The sequence below is a fragment of the Lysinibacillus sp. LK3 genome (assembly GCF_001043675.1).
Lineage (GTDB): Bacteria > Bacillota > Bacilli > Bacillales_A > Planococcaceae > Lysinibacillus > Lysinibacillus capsici.
This window is the reverse complement of the sequence record NZ_LDUJ01000018.1, coordinates 85,011-107,112: the sequence shown is the minus strand read 5'-3', so window position 1 is coordinate 107,112 and position 22,102 is coordinate 85,011. Positions and strand designations below refer to the sequence as shown.

The following is a 22,102-nucleotide window of genomic DNA, read 5'->3' as shown; positions in this document are numbered from 1 at the left end:
TCTCTGTTTGCTATGATTTCTTCTCCGTTTGACGTTGAATAATGTCCTTTATTTCTTCAATAAAGACATTGATATCTTTAAACTGACGGTAGACCGACGCAAAACGCACATAGGCAACCTCATCAATTTTGGCTAAGCGGTCCATGACCATTTCGCCAACATCTTCTGAGCGTACTTCCGAATTTCCAATACGACGAAGATCTTTTTCAATGGACAGAACAAGTTCCTCCAGCACATCAAGTGCCACTGGACGTTTTTCACAAGCACGAATAAGCCCACGAAGTACCTTCTCACGGCTAAACTCTTCTCGTGAACCTTCCTTTTTCACAACGACTAATGGCGTCTCTTCAATTTTTTCAAACGTTGTAAAACGGAAGCCACATGACTCACATTCACGACGTCTACGAATTTCTTTATTATCATCTACTGGCCTCGAATCCACAACACGCGTTCCGTTAAATTGGCAAGATGGACATCTCATATATTTACTCTCCTGGTTTACAACAATTTAATATATCTATTATAACAAATTTCCTACATGTAAGAAAAGTGCATTCACGTTTGTGGCCTCATGATAAATCTAAAGCACCTGAAGTACAAGAAAAGTTTCTGTAAAAAAAGAGCACATTGAAACCTTTTCGATTTCAATGTGCTATCTATAGAAATTATTACGCGTTTACCGTTTCTAAAGCATTTGCCACTTTTTTCACAAGGTCAACAACGCGTGCAGAGTAGCCCCACTCGTTATCATACCAAGCAAGTACTTTTACTTTGCGGTTGCCTAACACCATTGTAGAAAGTCCATCAACTGTTGAAGAATAAGTTGTTGTATTGTAATCAGAAGATACTAATGGCTCAACAGAGAAATTAAGGATACCCTTCATTGGACCTTCTGTTGCCGCTTTTACAAATGCTGCATTAACTGCATCAACTGTTACATCTGTATTTAAATCTACTACAAGGTCAACTAAAGATACGTTTGGTGTTGGAACACGAAGTGCCATACCATGAATTTTACCTTCTAATTCAGGTAACACTAATTTTAATGCTTTCGCTGCACCTGTAGATGTTGGGATAATGGATTGGGCGCATCCACGTGCACGACGTAGATCTTTATGCGGATTGTCTAAGTTCTTTTGGTCATTTGTATAAGCATGAACTGTTGTCATTAAACCATTCTCAATACCAAACGTGTCATTCAATACTTTTGCTACTGGCGCTAAGCAGTTTGTTGTACAAGAAGCATTTGAAATAACATCATGTTTCGCAATATCCAATTTGTCATCATTTACACCTAAAACAATTGTGACATCCTCGTTTTTACCTGGTGCTGTTAAAATTACTTTTTTCGCGCCAGCTGCTAAGTGCATCGCTGCTTTATCACGCTCATTAAATTTTCCTGTAGCTTCAATAACGATATCTACACCCATTGTAGACCAAGGTAATTTTAAAGGATCACGTTCACTAATAATTTGAACTCGTTTACCATTTACAACTAAAGCATCGCCTGCTGGTTCTACCGTACCTTCAAATGTTCCGTGATTTGTGTCATACTTAATCAAATGTGCTAACGTTTCTGCAGGATAGCTAGCGTTAATTGCAACGATGTTTAAATCTTGTTGTACGATAGCCTGGCGGAAAACCATACGTCCGATACGCCCGAAACCATTAATAGCAATTGATACTGTCATTTATAATATCCTCCTGTGAGTACATACTCAGATTAATTAATTATATACTTTATGGTGATTAGTATAACACAATTTTAAAAAAGATGAACATTATATATTGAGAATATAAAAGTTCTTATTTTCTGAAAAATTATTCTTTATTATGGCGTTTCCCCATAAAAAAATGCGTAGCAAGGTCGGCTTGCTACGCATTATAAAAGAACTCATGAAATAACATCCCAATAATGCAGGATTTTTTTTAATTGTTCTTCTGTACTTTCTATATTTTCATTATTATAAATGACCGCATGTGCACCCTTTTCTTTGACAGACATCGGCAGTTGAGAGTGCATACGTGCCAATGCATCTTCTTTAGATAAATTATTTCGTTCCATTAAACGTCGAAGCTGAACTTCTTCACTGACCGATACCACAATGATACGTTCCACAAAATGTTGAAGCTTACTCTCAAATAACAAAGGAATGTCCATCACAACATGTTCATGTCCTGCTTCTAAATAAGCATCACGCTGACGTAACATTTCTTTTCTGATTGCTGGATGTATGATATCATTTAACGTTTTGCGTTTGGCAGGCTCATGAAATATGATATCTCCCAGCATAGTTCGATTTAAATTGCCGTCCTCAAGCAAGATAGCTTGTCCGAAGCTTTCAGCAATCAATGCTAATGTTTCAGTTCCAGGTTCTACGACATCTCGTGCTACAACATCTGCATCAACAATCGGTAAACCCAGTTCGCTCATCATTTTAGCTACTGTACTTTTTCCACTTGCAATACTTCCTGTTAGTCCGATAATCATTGCTAAATCCCCTTTAATGTTGACAATTTGGGCAATAGACAGAGGTACGCCCTCCAATTGTCATTTGACTTGTTGCCGTTTCACATGCTGGACATACCTTTTTCCCATACATTTTTAATCGATTCTGCATACTCCCTGCTTCCCCATTAATATTCCGATAATCAGAAATAGTTGAACCACCCGCTTCAATGCTTTGACGTAGGACAGCAACAATCTCCTCAAATAATGCTCGCTTCCGCTTTTCACTAATGCGGCTCATTTTGCGTGCAGGGTGAATTTTCTGAGCAAACAATGCCTCTGTTGCATAAATATTGCCACAGCCCGAAATGACTTGCCCATCCATAATTACTTCTTTTACGGCTTTATTTTCATATTTCGGTAGCTTAGATTTTGTTATAAAAAAATCACATGCATGCTCATCAAATGGCTCTGGTGCCATTTTTGTCAATGGTGCATGATCTTCAATTTTTGTCAGAAAACGAAGTTCACCGAATCGACGAATATCTGAATAAATCAAGTATCCCCCATCTGCCATTTCAAATGTCGCATGGATATGCTTTTGAAATTTCGCCTCATTGATTTCTTCGGGTGAATTCACAACAAACCAAGCACCTGTCATCCCTAAGTGACTAACAAGAACATATGGAACATCATCCTTCAGCAAATGAAAGAAAATATATTTTGCTCTTCGTTCAATTTTGGTAATGGTCATCTGGGACAAAGTACTTTCAAATGCATCAGGCGCTGCTTGTTTGACAATACATTGTTTACCCTCACTAAAAGAGAAATGTACTCGTTCAGAAAGCTGAACCTGTTGAATGGTACGTCCTTCAACTGTTGGCTTCAATGCCTGGACGACACCCTCTACCTCTGGTAATTCAGGCATTTGAATCCCTCCTTATTTTGCCTCGTACCAAGTTGAGCCATGGTTAAAATCTACTTTAAGCGGTACAGCAAGCTCAATAGCGTTTTCCATGACTTCAGGTACAATTTTTTCGAGTAAGGCAATCTCTTCCTTTGGTGCCTCAAAGATTAGCTCATCGTGCACTTGAAGTAGCAGTTTTGCCTGCATCTTTTCTTTTTTCAATCGAGCATCCATATCAATCATTGCCTTTTTAATGATATCAGCTGCACTACCTTGAATTGGCGTATTCATCGCCGTACGCTCAGCAAAGCTTCTTAAATTAAAGTTTGAGCTTGTTATATCCGGTAAATAACGGCGTCTATTTAATATCGTTGTCACATAACCATTAAATTTCGCATTTTGTACAATGTCATCCATGTACTGTTTTACACCAGGGAAACTTGCGAAATACTTTTCAATAAAATTAGCCGCTTCCTTACGTGTAATATCTAAGTTTTGTGATAGACCATAATCACTAATACCGTAGACTATTCCAAAGTTAACAGCTTTCGCTGCGCGACGCATATTACTATCAACCTCATCTTCTGACACATGAAATACATCCATAGCTGTACGTGTATGAACGTCCATTCCTTCACGGAAAGCCTCAACAAGGTTTTTATCTTCTGACATATGTGCAAGCACACGTAATTCAATTTGCGAATAGTCAGCAGAAAATAATATCCAATCCTCTTTTGAAGGTACAAAGGCTTGACGAATTTTGCGGCCCTCCTCCAAACGAATTGGGATGTTTTGTAAATTCGGATCTGTTGAGCTTAAACGCCCTGTTGCAGTTAAAGCTTGCTGGAAGCGCGTATGCACTTTACTATCTGATACATGAATCTCCTTTAGTAAGCCTTCAATATATGTGGATTGTAATTTTCCAAGTTGGCGATACAACAGAATATGTTCGATGATAGCATGCTCTGACTGTAATTTTTCTAGGACATCTGCAGCAGTTGAATAGCCTGTCTTAGTCTTTTTAATCACAGGTAGCCCTAGCTTATCGAATAGAATCACACCTAATTGTTTTGGTGAATTAATATTAAAGGTTTCTCCAGCTTCTGCATAAATTTCTTGCTCAATTACTACAAGTTTATCATTAAGCTCTTGCCCCATTTTCTCTAACGTAGCGCGGTTAACCGTAATCCCTTCGCTTTCCATTTCACCTAAAATTCCTGCCAATGGTAGCTCTAGGTTTTTATAAAGATCGAATTGTTCATTTTCCTTTAATAAGGCTTCCAGTTTTGGCTGTAATGACCATACTGCAAAAGCTTTACGGCTAACATGCTGTGCAAGTTGGTCCAAATCAGGTATTGCACGCTTGGCACCTTTTCCATATACCGCTTCATCTGCTTGGACATCATAGTAGCCTAATTCCCTTGCAAGTGTTGCGATATCATCGCCACTTAATGCTGGATTATTAATATAAGAGGCAAGTAGCAAATCAAAGTCAACGCCAGCTAATTGAATCCCAGCTCGCTTTAATGATGCTTGAGCTGCCTTAGAATCGGATATATATTTTATTTTTGTGGCATCTTCTAGCCAACGACGGAGAATATCTGATTTTGCTGCTTTATCAAATGGAATATATTGCGTCTTTACGCCATCTGATAAGGCAATTCCCAGCTGCTGACAAGTATGATAGTGCTCGTTTTCAAGCTCTACATGCACAGCCATCACGTCTTTTAAATCCTCAGGTCGAACTTCCTGGACAAGGTCATAATCGAGAGGCGCCTGTTCTTCTTCTTGCACTGTAAAGTCACTTTTATCAAGCAGCGATTTAAAGCCAAGCTCACGCCACACATTGATTAATTCATCTTCTTTTGGCCCATTATATGCAAGATCAGCCAGTGAAATGGTGATTGGAGCATCCGTATAAATCGTTGCCAGCTTCTTACTCATGATGGCTTGCTCTTCATTAGCTACAAGCTTTTCCTTCATTTTAGAAGCTTTCAATGTATCCATTGCTTCATAAAGTGCTTCAACGGAGCCATGCTCTTTTAATAATTTTACAGCCGTTTTTTCCCCGACGCCTGGTACACCAGGAATATTATCGGAGGAATCCCCCATCAAGCCTTTCATATCAATAATTTGGAGCGGCGTTAACCCATACTTTTCCGCAATAAAGGCTGGTGTATTTTTCTCTATTTCCGTAATACCTTTTTTCGTTATATAAACGGTTACTTGCTCTGTCGCCAGCTGAGTTAAATCACGGTCTCCAGAAACGATGATAACATCCATATCCTGCGACGAAGCCTCTTTAGCAAGCGTTCCGATAATATCATCCGCTTCATATAACTCCTGCTCATATTGCTTAATACCATACGCATCAATGAGCTTTCGTAAATAAGGAAATTGCTCTGATAATTCTGGTGGTGTCTTTTGACGTCCTCCTTTATATTCTGTAAAGGTTTCATGGCGGAATGTTGTTTTCCCAGCATCAAAAGCAACCAATATTTTGGTTGGCTGTTCTTCCTCTAATATTCTTTGTAGCATTGTTGTAAAGCCGTATACAGCATTAGTATGAATGCCACTATCATTCGTTAGCAATGGCAACGCAAAAAACGCGCGATACGCTAAACTATTACCGTCCAATAATAGTAATTTTTCCTTGGTCATGATTTTATCCTCCTGCGTTGTCTTCTTCTTCTACTTTATCATAACAATACATTTCAAGTAAAAAAAGCAGGCGTCCATCCTCAAGGTTATCCATTATTTTTAATGGTTTATCCACCACTTTTAGACTTTATCCGCTACTTTAGCATTCCTATTCATTCAAAAAAGCCAACCGCGCGCAGCGGTTGACTTGTTTAAAATATTTTAACTCCTTAACGCATATTACCTATAATAGATGAACGACTATCCTGCATTTTTTTTACAAAATTAGTCATTACATCAAAAGCCTCATTTCGTTTACTATTCATGCTTTGTAAACGGAGCATATCCATTTGACCTTGCTGTGCATTCAAATCAGCTAGCTGTTGATTTCGTTGTTGAACATCCTCTAGTTGATCCTTAAGCTGATTTTCTAACAGCTGTGCTCGCTGTGATTGGACTGCCTGTAATGCTGATTCTAGATCCATGCCTTGAATATCAATTGGTTGAATTAGGCTATTAGCAGAGGATTGCCCTGCCCCACTAAATAATAATCCGACTGCTAAAGCACTTCCAAACACGACCTTTTTCATCTTTATTACCTCCTATTAAAATGAATCTTTGCTTATCATACATACTAAAGGTTAAAACTAGGTTAAAAAATATAATATGGTATGTATGCATCTGCCTATCAAGTTTAGTCATTGACTATTCTCAATAACTTGACTGTACTACAGATTAAATAAGGGCAATACTGACAAATGTTAATAATTTTCGTATTAACAAGGCATAAGACGTATTACATCCATTACTAAAAAGCAAAAACTTTCATTCAAGGACAAGTCTCCTGTAAATGAAAGTTCTTAATAGTTGTTATTGATTTGAAGTACGATAAAAAACTTCTTCATAGATGACAGTTAATATAAATGCATTCATAAAAGCAAACACAAGAAATAACGGCATGCCGCCTAATTGTGGATATGTTAGCTCTTGATTAAATACCATTACTGTACTAATTTGTGCCAAAAAGAAGATTAAGCCAATTCCAACTTGCCAAATAGGACGCTTGACCTTTCTTTTTTCATACCAAAATAATTTCTTAAAAAGGTTTCTTACATCATCTGCAATAATGATACTGATTAAAAAGATACAAACAAAAAATACTGGTATATGATAAACACTTTTCGTCACCCACGAAAAATCGGATAGACGGTAGAAAAGTGTTAATATCGAAGCTATACTACAAGCAATCCCTAAATTTTGGAGCCATTTGCTAATTTGTAATTTCAAAGCCCTTACCCCCAACTATTCTTTTTTAAACATTATCATTCTATCAAATTATAGCTGATTCGGGAATACAAACTTATAAATTTCTATTATTTTCATACTATAATAATTCGATTTCACGGATAATTATAATTCGTCCAACAAAAAAGTCGTCTCCTTCAAGACAGAGACGACTTTAAACTGCGCTTATTTAATATAACCAGACAAGATGTTGGCATATGGTGAAGTAGCTGGCAAGATAATAACCGTATCTTCCCCAACCGTTTTCTTATAGGATTCTAATGTGCGGTATAAAGAATAAAATTCAGGATCTTGAGAGAAAGATTTATTGTAAATCTTTGCAGCCTCTGCTTCTCCTTCAGCTTGAATTAAAGCAGCTTCTTTACTTGCTTTAGCAAGCATTTCTTGTACGTGTTGATCCGTTTGTGCCTCAATACGACGTTTCTGTGCATCTCCCTCTGAAAGATACTTTTGTGCAATTGATTCACGATCTGAAATCATATTCGTAAAAACGGATTGTTCATTTTCAGTTGGTAAATCAATGCGACGTATACGTACATCTACTACTTCAATACCATAGTTATCGTTGGAAAGAAGTTCATTAACACGTTCAGTTACTTGATCGTTTATGCTGCCTCGAGAAGAATCCTCATCATTTATAATCTCCGTATAGTTAATTCGGCCAAGTTCAGATCGAATAACAGAATAAATGAACTCTTCCATACGTGATTCAACTTTTTCTATCGTACCAGCATTCGAAATCAATAGCTTAGGATCCGTAATACGCCATACAGCATAATTATCAATAATAATTCGTTTTTTATCCTTTGTATTAATCTCTTCTTCCGAAATCTCATATGTCATTTGGTTTTTTGGTAACTTTGTAACACTTTGAATAAAAGGAATTTTCATATTTAAACCTGGTTCACGCTCAAACTTAACAACCTCTCCAAACTGCCGAACAACAGCATACTCTGATTCTTTAACTATATAAATATTCGTTAATAAAGTAATCACTAGAGCGAATATGACCGTTAAGGTTACAGCTAGAGAGATATATTTTTTAGGATTCTTCGGTCCTTTCTTCGACATTTTAACTACATTGTCTCCCGAATCACCTTCTGAAGGAGCAGCTTTTTTACTTTTGCCAGATAAGAAATTGAGGAATTTTTCTAGATCCTTATTTTTTTGGTCCATTAGTTACCGCTCCCCTCTTTTTTCTCTGTTTGTGTCTGTTGCGACTGTTGAGGCTGTAGTTGCTGAAGTGGTAAATACTTCATCGTACTACCATCATCATTCATAATGTAAATTTGTGCTTTCGGTAGGACATTTTCAAGCGTCTCTATAATTAACCGCTCTCGTGTAATTTGCTGATTGCCCTTGTATTGCTCATACATTTTATTAAAGACCGCTACATCCCCTTGTGCTTGCTCGATACGGGCTGTTTTAGTTCCTTTTGCTTTCGACATAATAGCATCACGTTCGCCTTCAGCTTCACTAATGCGTTGGTTTTCATATTTTTCAGCTTCATTTATTTTTGTATTTTTCATTTCACGTGCATCTGTTACAGCAGTGAATGCTGCACGCACATCTTTATTTGGCAATTCTACATCTTGCAATTTCACACCTAAAACGCTTATTCCAATATCGTATTTTTCAATAAGAGAAACTAATAATTGGCGAGTATTTGCTTCGATGTCAGCTTTACCTTCTGTTAACGCTGCATCGATAGAAGAGCTTCCGATTATAGAACGAATGGCACTCGATGTCGCGCTATGTAATATTCTTTCTGGATCCTGCGAATTAAATAAAAACTTATTAGGCTCTGTAATTTTCCATTGAACAACAAGGTCTGTTAAGACAATATTTTCATCCCCCGTAATCATTTTTGTTTCGGCATCGTATGCCTCTAACTCACCTGCTTTATTTTGCTTATAACCAAATTGCAGACTAAACGTTTCTTTTGACAAAATTTCTACGGATTGGACGGGCCAAGGTAATTTAAAATGAAGACCTGGATTTGTTACTGTATCATCGGCACGACCAAATGTAATAACCACAGCTTGCTCTGATTCATCTACCGTGTACCATGAAGTAAAAACTGTAATAAGTGCAATAATTCCAAATATTCCAAGTCCAACAATCATTAGTGTCCTTTTCACACTCATGTCTGTTCCTCCTTTTGCTTAGTACTATTGTTTACGGTGAACCCTTATAAAAAGTTTCAAAATATTTTCATATAATGATTGTAAAGGACAGAATCCTCTGTATCTCACTCTTAACAAAAGCTTATCAATGCAAAAAAATCCTGTTACCTTTAGGGCAACAGGATATTGATAACCAGATGTTCAAATACTGGGAAAATGGTAGTGGATAATACAATACTAATTAATGCAGCAACGATCATCGCTAGACTAGCAAATGTGCCTTCTAGCTCTCCAAATTCAAATGCTTTTGATGTACCCGTTCCATGAGCACCCATACCAAGCATTAATCCTCTAGATGAAGGTCTGTGAAAACGACATACTTTGATAACGATTGGTGCTAACAAGCTTCCTAAAATACCAGTCGTCATAACGAAAACAGCTGTAAGCGTAGGAGAACCACCAATCATATTAGAAATATCCATCGCAATAGGTGTTGTTACAGAACGTGGCACTAAACTATGCACCAACTCATCATTTAAGCCCACCAATAGAGCCATCATAAAGGATGACACAATAGCAACCGCTGAACCAACAGCAATGCTGATGAAAATTTCAAATGCGTGTTTTTTTAATAGGTTGACATTTTTATATATAGGAACGGCAAACGCAACGGTTGCTGGTCCTAGTAAATTTGTTAAGACACTCGCTCCAGAATTGTAGGAATTATAAGATACACCTGTCAGTAGTAAAATACCTATAATGACTAAAGGTGTAATCAGCATAGGTGTCAGCCATTCTTTTTTATATTTTTTATAAAACATTTTACAAATATAAAAAATAGCAACCGTCCCAAGTAAGCTGACAATGGCGATTAATAAAGTCATATCGCATCACCCTTCTTTCGCTGCTCTAGCCATTGTGCTGTATACCCCGTTACAAACATTACCACAATGGCACTCACGACAATGACCAGCACAACCTTCATTCCCTGCACACCGAATAAGGCATGATAATCAATAACGCCGATGGCAGATGGAATAAAGAATAATAAGAGTTCACTTAATAGTACGGCTGCTCCTAATTCAATCCATTCAAGCTTGATTATATGAAACTGTAACAGCAAAAATAATAGGACAAGTCCTATTATACTCCCTGGAATCGGCAAGTGAAGTAGGCGTGCAATAGTATTTCCGATTAATAATAGGATATAAAGATAGCCGATTTGCACGATACTTTTGACGATTTTCATGGTCATCCTTCTCTCATTTTTTTCTCTGCCTCAACAGTCAGGAAAACACGATTCGAATGATAAGAAGGTTGATTCACTGACTGTCAAAGCGTTCGTCTAACAGACAATCGCGGGTAAGATGGTTGTTAAACTTTATGCTACTATACTTTACACCTATTTACGTTCCCTGTAAAACAGAAAAAGAACCTAGTGTCTAAAAAACACTAAATTCTTTCTGTGGGGAATATAAAGCAGTTAAAAATCTTCTATTAGATTTTTATGGTCATCGTCTTAACAATCATATTGGGGGTTTCTAGAAATAAGTATAGTGCCCAAATATGAATGTAACATGTTGTTCATGTAAAGGATTTGTTAATTTTTCGGAATCATGACAATCATTTTAGTTCCTATGCCGACTTCACTCTCTACTTGAATTCGGCCATGATGCGCCTCGACTAAATGCTTAACAATCGCTAAGCCTAAGCCTGTTCCACCAGAATTACGACTTCTCGCTCGATCCACCCGATAAAATCTTTCAAAAACGCGCGCTATTTCATGTTTTTCAATACCAATTCCTTGATCCTCTATTTCGATAATGCCATGTGTTTCATTTTCCTTTAATCGAATAGAAACAGTCGTGTTTTCAGGTGAATATGTAATCGCATTGGTAATTAAATTCGTCACAATCTGAATGATACGATTGGCATCCCCCATAACCTGGACATCTCGTTCGATATCCACCTGGAAGCTCATATTTTTTTCATCCAATCGCGGAGCTGTCAATTCTGCTCCACGAATTAGAACATCCTGTAAGCCCATCGGCATAATATTGACAGTAAAACCATGCTGCTCGATCTTTGAGAGCTCTAGTAAATCTTGAATCAGCATTTGAAGTCGATTACTTTCTTTATATATAATCTCCAAAAAGGAAATCAGCATTTTTTCGTCTTTATAGGCCCCATCCAATAAAGTTTCTGAAAAGCCTTTAATAGATGTAATAGGTGTGCGTAATTCATGTGATACATTCGCAACAAAGTCTTTCCGAATTTGTTCTAATCGAACTAGTTCCGTTATATCATGCATAACGATAACAACGCCTAGCCATCGTCCGTGGTCCCCGATGACCGGTGCCCCATAAACTTCTTTGTTATAAAGTTCTTGCTGTACTTCCATTTTAATTTGTTGTCGATAAGGCATTTCTGTCAGAAAAACATGATCGATAAATTGTTCTAATGATTTAGGTAAGCCTATTGTACGAAAAACCTTTCCTTGTACATCATCAAGCTGCATTCCAAAGCGCTCCAGAAATACTCGATTTACAATGGAAATATTCCCCTCACGACCAATCATCATAAGGGAGCTCCCCATATTTTCAATTAAGGTTTTCAGTCTTTCTTCCTCTACTTCACGTATCGTTGTAATATCTTGCAAATTCCGTGCCAATATGTTTATGGAATGACTCAGTGGTATCATCCGTTCATGCTCATTTTCTTGAGCACGTGCACGATAGTTACCCTTTGCAAGCTCAAGGGCAGTGTCTGTCACATTATCAATCGGTGCAGTAAAGTTACGTATCATATAACGACTTATAATTGCTATTAATATCAACGTGATGGTAAAGAGAATAGCCAGTACTCCGTAAAGGCGAGCACGCACATAGTTCAATAAGGATTCGTCTCGTTCCATAGCCTGAGCTGCGTACAAAGCTTCCTGATCTTCCTTCGTTAAATCCATTTTGCGTTCATCGATTACTTGGTCCATTGATGTCCGTATCTCAGTGGTTGCTTGCTCGTTATATTGCTCGATATAAACAGGAAAAAGCTGACCTATAACAATCATTAGGACAGCTAGTATCGTTCCAAGTAAAAGCATGAATGTCAAGAATAAGCGGTTGCTCATCGATTTCATGTCGTTTTCGGCTCCTCAAATTTATAACCAAGACCTCTAATTGTTTTTATAAACATCGGCTTACGGCTATTTTCTTCAATTTTATCGCGAAGGTGGCTAATGTGTACATCCACAATTCGAGTATCGCCAGCAAAATCATATTTCCATACAGCACTTAATAGCTGATCACGTGTTAATACACGATTTTTATTTTCAAGTAAATAGATGAGTAGCTCAAACTCTTTTGGTGTAAATTCCAGTGCCTCATCCTGTAAAAATACTTCAAATCGCTCTGGGTACACTCGCAATTGTCCAAACTCATACATTTTTTCCTGCGCCTCATCCTTATCATCTGCGACAACATTTTGCGTGAAACGTCTTAATACAGCCTTGACACGCGCTAAAACTTCACGAGGACTAAAAGGCTTTGTCATGTAATCATCTGCTCCCAACTCAAGACCAAGAACTTTATCAAATTCGTCATCTTTAGCAGTTAGCATAATAATTGGCGTATTCATACGTTGTTGTCGTATTTGTTTACAGACCTCCATGCCATCTAGTTTTGGAAGCATCAAATCTAAAAGAATTAAATTTGGCTGTAAGTCGATTGCTTTTTCAAGCCCTTCCTGACCATCAGCAGCCGTTTCCACTACATAGCCTGCCTGTTCTAAATTATATTTCAATAATGTTGCAATCGAAAATTCATCTTCAATTACTAAAATCGTTTTTGTCATGTCTAATGCCTCCGTTAGTGATTTGAAACCCCCATTTCAAATCTCAAGACGTCTATAGCGCAAGTGGTGGAGTCACAAGCAATAAACCTTCAATTACAAGCTGCTTCTGCTCATTATATGAGTGGACAGATACAGTGATGGTATTGTCATATTTATTGATTGCTGTAACCTCTAATAGCGTATCGAACAATTCATAATGATAGAGAGGTCCTAAATATTTCAAATGTTGCTCAATAATTCGTGCACCTGGTCCTGGAATATACTTTGACACAGCTGATGTAATAATACCATTTAACATAATTGTCGGCACAATTGGCTTTTGAAAAGGTGTCATAGCTGCATAATCATGTTGAATATAAAGCGGGTTACTATCGTTTGTAAGGCCTAAATAAAGCAATAGATCCCTATCTTCAATTTTTTCAGTGATATGGATTTTCTCGCCAACTGTAATTTCATCGATTGTGAGACCAAGTTTACTATTTTTTTGAAGCAAAGATACGCCAACCCCTTTTCTATCATACTACATTCATAGTATCAATTTTATGCTAAAAGTACAATGAAAAGCAGAAGAACCTTACCTTTCTCAACCCTGGAAACATAAAAAAACGAGCAGGAACATTCCCTACTCGTTTTAAGACTTAGACTGATATTCTACACTAAAATTTTCATCACATTACGAACTGCTTCTGCTGATTGATCTAAAGCTGCTTTTTCTTTGTCCGTTAATTCTAGCTCAAAGATTTTTTCAATACCGTTTTCGCCAAGTAATGTAGGAACACCTAAGTATAAATCATGATAGCCGTACTCGCCTTCTAAATAAGCAATAGATGGTAAAATACGTTTTTGGTCTTTTACAATAGCTTCAGCCATCTCTATTAGTGCCGCAGCAGGCGCATAATAGGCAGAGCCGTTACCAAGTAAGTTGACAATTTCTGCTCCACCATTACGCGTTCGGTCAACAATTTCTTCTAAACGTTCAGCAGAAATAAGTGATTCTAACGGAATACCACCAGCAAATGAATAACGTGTTAACGGTACCATTGTGTCACCGTGACCACCTAATACAAAACCAGTAATATCTTTCACTGAAATCTTAAGTTCTTCTGCCACAAATGCACAGAAACGAGCCGTATCAAGAACACCTGATTGACCAATTACACGGTTTTTAGGGAAGCCAGTTTCTTTGTATACTGTGTATGTCATGGCATCAACTGGGTTTGTCAGTACAAGGATTGTAGCATTTGGTGAATGCGTAGCAATCTCTTTTGAAACAGTTTTCATAACACTCTGATTGATTTGAACAAGGTCATCACGGCTCATACCTGGTTTACGTGCAACACCAGCGGTAATGATCACTACGTCAGAATTCGCCGTATCTGCATAATTGGAAGTACCTTGCACATAAGAGTCAAACCCTTGTATTGGTGCTGCCTCCCACATATCTAGCGCCTTACCCTTTGTTGGGTTTTCTGCTTGTGGAATATCCACTAATACGACGTCACCAAGTTCTTTCTGAGCTGCTAAAAATGCTGCAGTAGCGCCTGTAAAACCGCCACCGATAACTGAGATTTTTTTTCGTTTCAGAGACATTTGAATACGCTCCTTTAAAATTAGGTTATATATTTTAAAAGAGGGAGGAGACTTCCATCTCACTCCCTCAATTAAACAAGTTTATCGTAAATATTCAATTAAAATTTACTGTCACCCTAATTATATCGGCAGAAAAAAGCATCCGCTTTAGCGATAAATTCTATTGTAGAATAGAAAATTATAGGTTTTTGATTAACTCATTAGCGAATTCTGAACATTTCACTTCTGTAGCGCCGTCCATTAAACGTGCGAAGTCATAAGTAACAACTTTAGAAGAAATTGTTTTCTCAACAGATTGAGTGATCATGTCAGCAGCTTCTTGCCATCCTAAGTGCTCAAGCATTAATACACCTGAAAGTAATACTGAAGATGGGTTTACTTTATCTAAACCAGCATATTTTGGAGCTGTACCGTGAGTAGCTTCGAAGATCGCATGGCCAGTAACATAGTTAATGTTAGCTCCTGGAGCGATACCGATACCACCAACTTGTGCAGCTAAAGCATCAGAAATATAGTCACCATTTAAGTTCATTGTAGCTACTACATCGAACTCAGTTGGACGAGTTAAGATTTGTTGTAAGAAGATATCAGCGATAGAATCTTTCACTAAGATTTTGCCAGCTGCTAAAGCATCAGATTGAGCTTTGTTTGCTGCTTCTTCACCTTGTTCAGCTTTGATAGCATCGTATTGGTTCCAAGTGAAAGTTTGATCAGCAAATTCTTTTTCTGCTAATTCATAACCCCATTTTTTGAATCCACCTTCAGTGAATTTCATGATGTTACCTTTATGAACTAAAGTAACAGATGGGCGTTTATGTTTAATTGCGTATTCGATAGCAGAACGTACTAAACGTTCAGTACCTTCTTTAGATACAGGTTTAACACCGATACCAGAAGTTTCTGGGAAGCGGATTTGATTTACACCAAATTCAGATTGTAGGAAGTTGATGATTTTTTGAGCTTGTTCTGAACCAGATTCGAATTCAATACCAGCGTAGATGTCTTCTGTGTTCTCACGGAAGATAACCATATCAACGTCTTCTGGGCGTTTAACTGGAGAAGGCACTCCATCAAAGTGACGTACTGGGCGTAAGCATACATATAAGTCAAGTTGTTGACGTAATGCTACGTTAAGAGAGCGGATACCACCACCGATTGGTGTAGTAAGAGGACCTTTGATTGCAATTAAGTATTCATTAATTTTGTCTAAAGTTTCTTGTGGTAACCATTCACCAGTTTGGTTAAATGCTTTTTCACCAGCTAAAACTTCTAACCATTCAATTTTCTTTTCACCGTTATAAGCTTTTTCTACTGCTGCGTCAATTACGCGTGATGCTGCTGCCCAGATATCTGGACCAATTCCATCACCTTCGATGAAAGGAATTACTGGATTGTTTGGTACATTAAGTACGCCATTTTCAACTACAATTTTGTTTGACATTCTGTTGCCTCCTAAATTCATAATCATAGGACTGTGTTAGTGATAACACAGTCCCAAACATTCTAGCATATTTTCCAAATTAGCGCTCGCTGATTGGAACATATTTTTGCATGCCTGGTCCAACATACTCAGCACGTGGACGGATTAGGCGGTTATTAGCATATTGCTCAAGGATATGTGCCACCCAACCTGAAGTACGTGATACTGCGAAAATTGGTGTGAACAGGTCATGATCAATACCTAAAGAATCATACACTGACGCAGAGAAGAAATCTACGTTTGCAGGTAATTTCTTTTGTTCTACGATCATGTCATGGATTTTAACTGACATTTCGTAAAGCTCTGGTTTACCAGTTAGCTCAGTTAATTTTTTAGACATTACGCGTAAATGCGGAGCACGAGGGTCGCCTTTACGATATACACGGTGACCGAAGCCCATGATTTTTTCTTTGTTGTCTAATTTATTTTGAATATAAGATTCAACATTTTCAAGTGAGCCAATTTCAGTTAACATTTTCATAACTTGCTCATTTGCTCCACCGTGAAGTGGTCCTTTTAATGCACCGATCGCTGCAGTTACACCTGAATAAACGTCAGATAATGTAGCTACACATACACGTGCAGTGAATGTAGATGCATTTAACTCATGGTCAGCATGTAATACTAATGCTTTGTCGAATGCTTCAATTTCAATATCTGCTGGCTCTTCGCCTTTAAGCATGTATAAGAAGTTTGCCGCATATCCTAGTTCAGGTTTTGGTGAAACTGGTTCTAAACCTTTACGAACACGTGCAAAAGCAGTTACTACTGTAGCAATTTTAGCTTGAAGACGAATTGCTTTACGGTAGTTTGCTTCTGGATCCATAACATCCGCTTCTTCATCGAATACACCAAGTAAAGATACTGCAGTACGCAATGCAGCCATTGGATGTACAGTTGAAAGTGGGTATGTTTTAAATTGGTCGACAATCGCTTGCGGAATTGACATGTTGTCTGCCAATTGTTGTTTTAATTCAGCTAGCTCGTCCTCTTTTGGTAAACGAGTATGCCATAACAGGTAAATTACCTCTTCGAATGACGCATTTTCTGCTAAATCATCAATGTTGTAACCAACATATGTAAGTGTGTCATCGATAATTGAACTGATTTTAGATTCCGCTGCTACGATACCTTCTAAACCTTTAGTTGCTGACATAAATTATCGCTCCCTCATACTTATTTTTTTGTTGCAAATGCGTTTTTTATGTTGCATTTACGAATTTTGCTCATATGAACCATTAAGTAAATCGCTTACATTGCTATTATAATCATTTTTGACAGCTTTGTGAATGAAAATCCTCCAAATAAAGAAAAAGACGTCCGAACGACTATATAATTGTCCTAAAGAGATTTTTTTGTATATTTTGACATTAATTTATCAATTGGTTTGGGGTGAATTTGTAAAAATGAGGAATTTAAAGTATTTTTCATACGAAAGAACTACGAGCGTTTTGCTATTTATTTTTTATTTAGTCATACTTTGGTTTGTATTACCTGTGTCACTCGCAATTTTTTTATCATTTTCGACGTATCCTATCATAAATTTTTTACACAAATATTGTAGGATTGCGTATTGGATTGCAGCAATTATTGTGGAAGTATTAATATTAACCTGTATTTTTCTACTAGTTGTCATATCTATTAACAGTATTATCGTCATTTTCCCAGAAATTCGAGAGACTTTACAAAATTTCCCGCTTTTCAGTGAATATGAATCCATGTTTGTACAAGTTTTAAAAGAAAAATCACTGTCCATTTTCGATTCCATCATCGTATATACAGCAGATCTTTTCCAATTATTAATGAAGCATGTCATTGAGGTTTTCATCTTTTTAGTCGCTTATTACTTTGCGCTTCTAGAAACACGTAAATCACGCTATTGGTTCTTTCAATATGTGCCTAAAAAATATCGTCAAGAGTGGCAATCTCATTTTGCAAAAATCATGCAACTTTTTCATTATTTCTTATTTGTAGAGTTTCAATTATTTACGATTACCCTACTCATTCTTTGTGCTGGCTTTATGATCCTTCAATTTGAACAAGCCATTATTAAAGCATTTATTGTAGCATTTGCAGATGTACTACCGTTTTTCGGAATTGGCGTTTTTCTTGTGCCAATGAGCATTTATTTTTATTTCAATGGCAATACCTTTTTATGTGTGGCCATTTTACTACTCTATTTATTTGTACAATTAACAAGGCAGCTAGCCGATTCGATGCTTTGGTCCAATACGCTTCAGCTACGCACATTCCATACATTCTTTATCAGCGCTGCCTCTATTCTATTATTTGGCTTTTATGGTATATTACTGAGCCCTATCTTTTTATTTCTAGCTGTAAAACTGAAAGAAAACTCTATCTTTGAACGATGATGAATTGACCTTTTTTCATTTTTTTACGCATCCAGTAATAGACAATGGGTTGGAACATTTTTCGAGAAAATGGCATGAGTAGGAATAAACCTAGGATATCTGTTAAAAATCCAGGTAACGCTAAAAGCAAACCACCACCAAAAGTTAAGAAAGTATCCACTAATGCAGCTCCTGGCGCTTCTCCGCGTGCCAATGTATTTTTCACATTTTGAACAGAGTTCATACCTTTATTTTTCATGACATAAATCCCAATCACACTCGTAGCAATAATGAGCAATAATGTACTTAAAACACCAATATTTTGTCCAATGACTATTAATAACGTCAATTCGGCTAATGTGTAGACAATGAAACCAAGAAAAATTTTTCGCATATTTTTCTCCTTTCTACTTGAAAAGCTATACCTTTTATACGTTATTATAGCCCGTTTAGTTTCATAAAAAAATGAATAGACCTATTCTATGAGAAAGCAACTTCTGTTAAAGGAAGGAATTAATAGTTTCCATAAAGTGTGTGTACAACCTTTATGGAAAAGCTCTAGTACAACAAACCGCACTAGAGCTTTTTGTTAATTATTAAAGAACACTTGCATGTCCTTTGTAAATCACACCTGTTTCAGCGTCCATTGTAATTTCTTGACCATGACGGATTAATGTAGTTGCTTCCTTTACACCAACGATTACTGGAATACCTAGGCTTAACCCTACAACTGCTGCATGGCTAGTAAGTCCACCTTCTTCAGTAATTAGGCCAATACAATTTTCTAAAGCAGGCATCATATCACGATCTGAACCGACTGTAACAAGAATGCAGCCGTCTGTATCGTAGGCAAGTGCCTCAGCAGCATTTTTAGCAACCACTGTTTTACCAACAACTGATGCTTTTCCGATCCCTTGTCCGCGTGCAAGTAAATCTCCAATAATGTGAACTTTCATTAAGTTTGTTGTACCCGCTTCACCTACAGGTACACCTGCTGTAATGACAACTGCGTCTCCATGTGTAACAAAACCATGCTTCAAGCTTTCATCCACAGCTAGTTCTAAAATTTCATCTGTTGTTGTCACACGTTGACACACTATTGGGTATACGCCCCATACTAGTGTTAATGTATGAGCTGTATTTGTAGAGCCTGTTACGGCAACAATTGGCACTCCTGGTCGATATTTCGCAATCATTCTCGCTGTATTACCACTTTCAGTTGGAGCCAATACGGCTTTCACCCCTAAATTGATAGAAGTATAAGCTACAGCTTGTGAAATTGCCTCTGTCATATTTGCTTCTTTCTCACGACTACGTGTAGAAACAATTGATCGATAATCTAATGAATTTTCAGTACGTTGTGCAATTTTATTCATCGTTTGTACCGATTCAACTGGATAAAGACCTGCGGCAGTTTCACCAGATAACATGATAGCATCTGTTCCATCAATAATTGCGTTGGCTACATCACTTGCTTCTGCACGTGTTGGTCGTGGGTTACGCTGCATGGAATCTAACATTTGAGTTGCCGTAATTACCGGTTTACCAACTTGATTACATTTTAAAATTAATTTCTTTTGTACAAGTGGTACTTCTTCTGCAGGAATTTCAACACCAAGATCTCCACGAGCAACCATTAAACCGTCAGATACTAGGATGATTTCATCGATGTTATCGACACCCTCTTGGTTTTCAATTTTTGGGATGATTTGAATATGACTACCACCATTTTGTTCAAGTAATTCACGAATTTCAAGAACATCTTTTGCACGACGAACAAATGAAGCAGCAATAAAATCAACACCTTGTTCGATACCAAATAAAATATCTTGTGCGTCTTTTTCTGTGATACCTGGTAGTTGTACAGAAACACCTGGTACGTTAACACCCTTTTTATTTTTTAGTACGCCAGCATTTTCAACAATTGTATGAATTAATCCTTTTTCCATATCCGTTGCTAATACACGTAGTTGAATTAGTCCATCATCAAGTAAAATAATTGAATTTTGCTCAACGTCTTCAATTAAGCGCTCATATGTGACAGAAAAGCTCGTCTCAGTACCTTCTACTTCTGTCATTGAAATATCAATTACTTGACCTGCTGACAAATGAAGCTCGCCATTTTTCATGTTATGTGTACGAATTTCTGGTCCCTTTGTATCAAGTAAAATTCCCACTGGTTTATTTAATTTTTGTGCCACTTCACGAATTAAATGAATACGCCCTGCATGTTCCTCATGTGATCCGTGTGAAAAATTCAAGCGGGCTACATTCATACCTGCTTCGATTAATTTTTCTAAAATTTCTGGTGACTCACTTGCAGGTCCAATTGTACATACGATTTTTGTTTTTCTCATTTTTGCCCACTCCGTTTTATAACAAATTATATTGATAGTTCTTTCATTAGTGTATATAGGCTTACATCAGCCTCATGATTCTTTTCAAAAGCCTCTGGCATATCATAATCAATGACTTGATGATTGCGAATACCTACTGCTCGACCAGCCTTGCCTTCCATAAGTAATTCAACTGCATGTGCGCCAAACTGACTCGCTAATACGCGATCTCTTGCTGTAGGTGATCCACCACGTTGGATATGACCTAATACTGAAACACGTGTTTCTTTTCCTGTTTTTTCTTTTAACAGTTTTGCCAGCTCACTTCCTGACATAACACCCTCTGCCACAATAATAATACTATGCTTTTTACCACGTGCTGCACCACGATCTAAGCGTGCGACAATATCATCTAAATTATAATCTTCTTCTGGAATTAAAACTGTTTCAGCACCAGCAGCAAGACCTGCCCATAAAGCGATATCTCCTGCATCACGTCCCATTACCTCTACAATGAAAGAATTTTCATGAGATGTAGCAGTATCTCGGATTTTATCAATGGATTCTACTACTGTATTTAGGGCTGTATCAAAGCCAATCGTATATTCAGTTCCAGGAATATCATTGTCAATTGTTCCAGGTACCCCTACAACTGGGAAGCCTTTTTTCACCAAATCCATGGCACCTCGATAAGATCCATCACCACCAATGACAACAAGTCCTTCAATACCAGCAGCTCGTAAATTCTCAATACCTCGTTGCTGAACAGCATCTTCTTTAAATTCTGGGCATCTTGCCGAATTCAAATGCGTTCCACCACGTTGAATAATACCACCAACTGCACCTAAATCAAGTTCTTCCATAAATCCTTTTACTAAGCCTTCATAACCATGCTTAATTCCGACAACATCAATTCCATGAAATGCTGCCTTACGAACGACCGCTCGAATAGCAGCGTTCATTCCAGGCGCATCTCCACCACTAGTTAATACAGCAATTTTTTTCATTGTCGAACCTCCTGCAGTTACTATTATTATTCACATTAACATGAAAAAACAAACTATGTAAG

Annotated in this window: 21 protein-coding genes; 1 reads left to right on the top strand and 20 read right to left on the bottom strand. The window is 37.4% G+C overall.

What is annotated here, in order from left to right:
• Window positions 1–10: 10 nt before the first annotated feature.
• The 17 genes from nrdR to citZ all read right to left on the bottom strand — a co-directional run bounded on the left by nrdR (window position 11) and on the right by citZ (window position 17,502).
• Window positions 11–481 carry a transcriptional regulator NrdR gene (nrdR, locus tag VK91_RS13905; RefSeq protein ID WP_004226277.1) on the bottom strand — a complete coding sequence of 157 codons (471 nt, stop codon included), beginning with the start codon at window positions 479–481 and terminating at the stop codon, window positions 11–13.
• Window positions 482–668: 187 nt separating this feature from the next.
• Window positions 669–1,691, bottom strand: coding sequence for a glyceraldehyde-3-phosphate dehydrogenase (locus VK91_RS13900; protein ID WP_004226274.1), 1,023 nt, complete (start codon window positions 1,689–1,691; stop codon window positions 669–671).
• Between the two features lie 203 nt (window positions 1,692–1,894).
• On the bottom strand, window positions 1,895–2,491 hold the full coding sequence (gene coaE, locus VK91_RS13895; protein ID WP_048393604.1) for a dephospho-CoA kinase: 597 nt from the start codon (window positions 2,489–2,491) through the stop codon (window positions 1,895–1,897).
• A gap of 13 nt (window positions 2,492–2,504) precedes the next feature.
• Complete coding sequence (gene mutM, locus VK91_RS13890; protein WP_048393602.1) at window positions 2,505–3,377, bottom strand: bifunctional DNA-formamidopyrimidine glycosylase/DNA-(apurinic or apyrimidinic site) lyase; 873 nt, start codon at window positions 3,375–3,377, stop codon at window positions 2,505–2,507.
• 12 nt (window positions 3,378–3,389) lie between these two features.
• Window positions 3,390–6,017 (bottom strand): DNA polymerase I, encoded by a 2,628-nt coding sequence (gene polA / locus VK91_RS13885; RefSeq protein ID WP_048393600.1) that lies wholly within the window; start codon window positions 6,015–6,017, stop codon window positions 3,390–3,392.
• Window positions 6,018–6,226: 209 nt separating this feature from the next.
• Window positions 6,227–6,586 (bottom strand): hypothetical protein, encoded by a 360-nt coding sequence (locus tag VK91_RS13880; protein WP_048393597.1) that lies wholly within the window; start codon window positions 6,584–6,586, stop codon window positions 6,227–6,229.
• A gap of 280 nt (window positions 6,587–6,866) precedes the next feature.
• Window positions 6,867–7,283 carry a hypothetical protein gene (locus tag VK91_RS13875; protein WP_048393595.1) on the bottom strand — a complete coding sequence of 139 codons (417 nt, stop codon included), beginning with the start codon at window positions 7,281–7,283 and terminating at the stop codon, window positions 6,867–6,869.
• A gap of 183 nt (window positions 7,284–7,466) precedes the next feature.
• A complete protein-coding gene (gene hflC / locus VK91_RS13870; RefSeq protein ID WP_048393593.1) occupies window positions 7,467–8,477 on the bottom strand; it encodes a protease modulator HflC in 1,011 nt (336 codons plus the stop codon).
• Window positions 8,477–9,448, bottom strand: a complete 972-nt coding sequence (gene hflK, locus VK91_RS13865; RefSeq protein WP_048393591.1) for an FtsH protease activity modulator HflK — start codon at window positions 9,446–9,448, stop codon at window positions 8,477–8,479. Before hflK ends, hflC begins: the two co-directional genes overlap by 1 nt.
• Window positions 9,449–9,597: 149 nt before the next feature.
• Window positions 9,598–10,311, bottom strand: a complete 714-nt coding sequence (locus tag VK91_RS13860) for an LrgB family protein (protein WP_048393589.1) — start codon at window positions 10,309–10,311, stop codon at window positions 9,598–9,600.
• The gene (locus VK91_RS13855) at window positions 10,308–10,676 is read right to left on the bottom strand and encodes a CidA/LrgA family holin-like protein (protein WP_048393586.1); all 369 of its coding nucleotides are present in this window, start codon (window positions 10,674–10,676) and stop codon (window positions 10,308–10,310) included. Before VK91_RS13855 ends, VK91_RS13860 begins: the two co-directional genes overlap by 4 nt.
• A 351-nt stretch (window positions 10,677–11,027) precedes the next feature.
• Window positions 11,028–12,563 carry a two-component system histidine kinase PnpS gene (pnpS, locus tag VK91_RS13850; protein WP_048393584.1) on the bottom strand — a complete coding sequence of 512 codons (1,536 nt, stop codon included), beginning with the start codon at window positions 12,561–12,563 and terminating at the stop codon, window positions 11,028–11,030.
• Window positions 12,560–13,276, bottom strand: coding sequence for a response regulator transcription factor (locus tag VK91_RS13845; RefSeq protein ID WP_016993215.1), 717 nt, complete (start codon window positions 13,274–13,276; stop codon window positions 12,560–12,562). Before VK91_RS13845 ends, pnpS begins: the two co-directional genes overlap by 4 nt.
• A gap of 52 nt (window positions 13,277–13,328) precedes the next feature.
• Window positions 13,329–13,769, bottom strand: coding sequence for a MaoC/PaaZ C-terminal domain-containing protein (locus VK91_RS13840; RefSeq protein ID WP_004226245.1), 441 nt, complete (start codon window positions 13,767–13,769; stop codon window positions 13,329–13,331).
• A 158-nt stretch (window positions 13,770–13,927) separates the two neighbouring features.
• On the bottom strand, window positions 13,928–14,866 hold the full coding sequence (mdh, locus tag VK91_RS13835) for a malate dehydrogenase (protein ID WP_048393582.1): 939 nt from the start codon (window positions 14,864–14,866) through the stop codon (window positions 13,928–13,930).
• A 178-nt stretch (window positions 14,867–15,044) separates the two neighbouring features.
• Complete coding sequence (gene icd / locus VK91_RS13830) at window positions 15,045–16,307, bottom strand: NADP-dependent isocitrate dehydrogenase (RefSeq protein WP_048393581.1); 1,263 nt, start codon at window positions 16,305–16,307, stop codon at window positions 15,045–15,047.
• A gap of 79 nt (window positions 16,308–16,386) precedes the next feature.
• On the bottom strand, window positions 16,387–17,502 hold the full coding sequence (gene citZ / locus VK91_RS13825) for a citrate synthase (RefSeq protein ID WP_048393579.1): 1,116 nt from the start codon (window positions 17,500–17,502) through the stop codon (window positions 16,387–16,389).
• Window positions 17,503–17,752: 250 nt separating this feature from the next.
• On the opposite strand from citZ, the gene VK91_RS13820 reads away from it, so the two are divergent.
• A complete protein-coding gene (locus VK91_RS13820) occupies window positions 17,753–18,718 on the top strand; it encodes an AI-2E family transporter (RefSeq protein WP_048393721.1) in 966 nt (321 codons plus the stop codon).
• On the opposite strand, the gene VK91_RS13815 is transcribed toward VK91_RS13820, so the two are convergent.
• The 3 genes from VK91_RS13815 to pfkA all read right to left on the bottom strand — a co-directional run bounded on the left by VK91_RS13815 (window position 18,702) and on the right by pfkA (window position 22,040).
• Window positions 18,702–19,091: an FxsA family protein gene (locus VK91_RS13815; protein WP_048393577.1), complete on the bottom strand. Its 390-nt coding sequence runs from the start codon at window positions 19,089–19,091 to the stop codon at window positions 18,702–18,704. The two genes, VK91_RS13820 and VK91_RS13815, sit on opposite strands and share 17 nt — an antisense overlap.
• Before the next feature lie 202 nt (window positions 19,092–19,293).
• The gene (gene pyk / locus VK91_RS13810; protein ID WP_048393575.1) at window positions 19,294–21,054 is read right to left on the bottom strand and encodes a pyruvate kinase; all 1,761 of its coding nucleotides are present in this window, start codon (window positions 21,052–21,054) and stop codon (window positions 19,294–19,296) included.
• A gap of 26 nt (window positions 21,055–21,080) precedes the next feature.
• On the bottom strand, window positions 21,081–22,040 hold the full coding sequence (gene pfkA / locus VK91_RS13805) for a 6-phosphofructokinase (RefSeq protein WP_048393573.1): 960 nt from the start codon (window positions 22,038–22,040) through the stop codon (window positions 21,081–21,083).
• Window positions 22,041–22,102 lie beyond the last annotated feature (62 nt).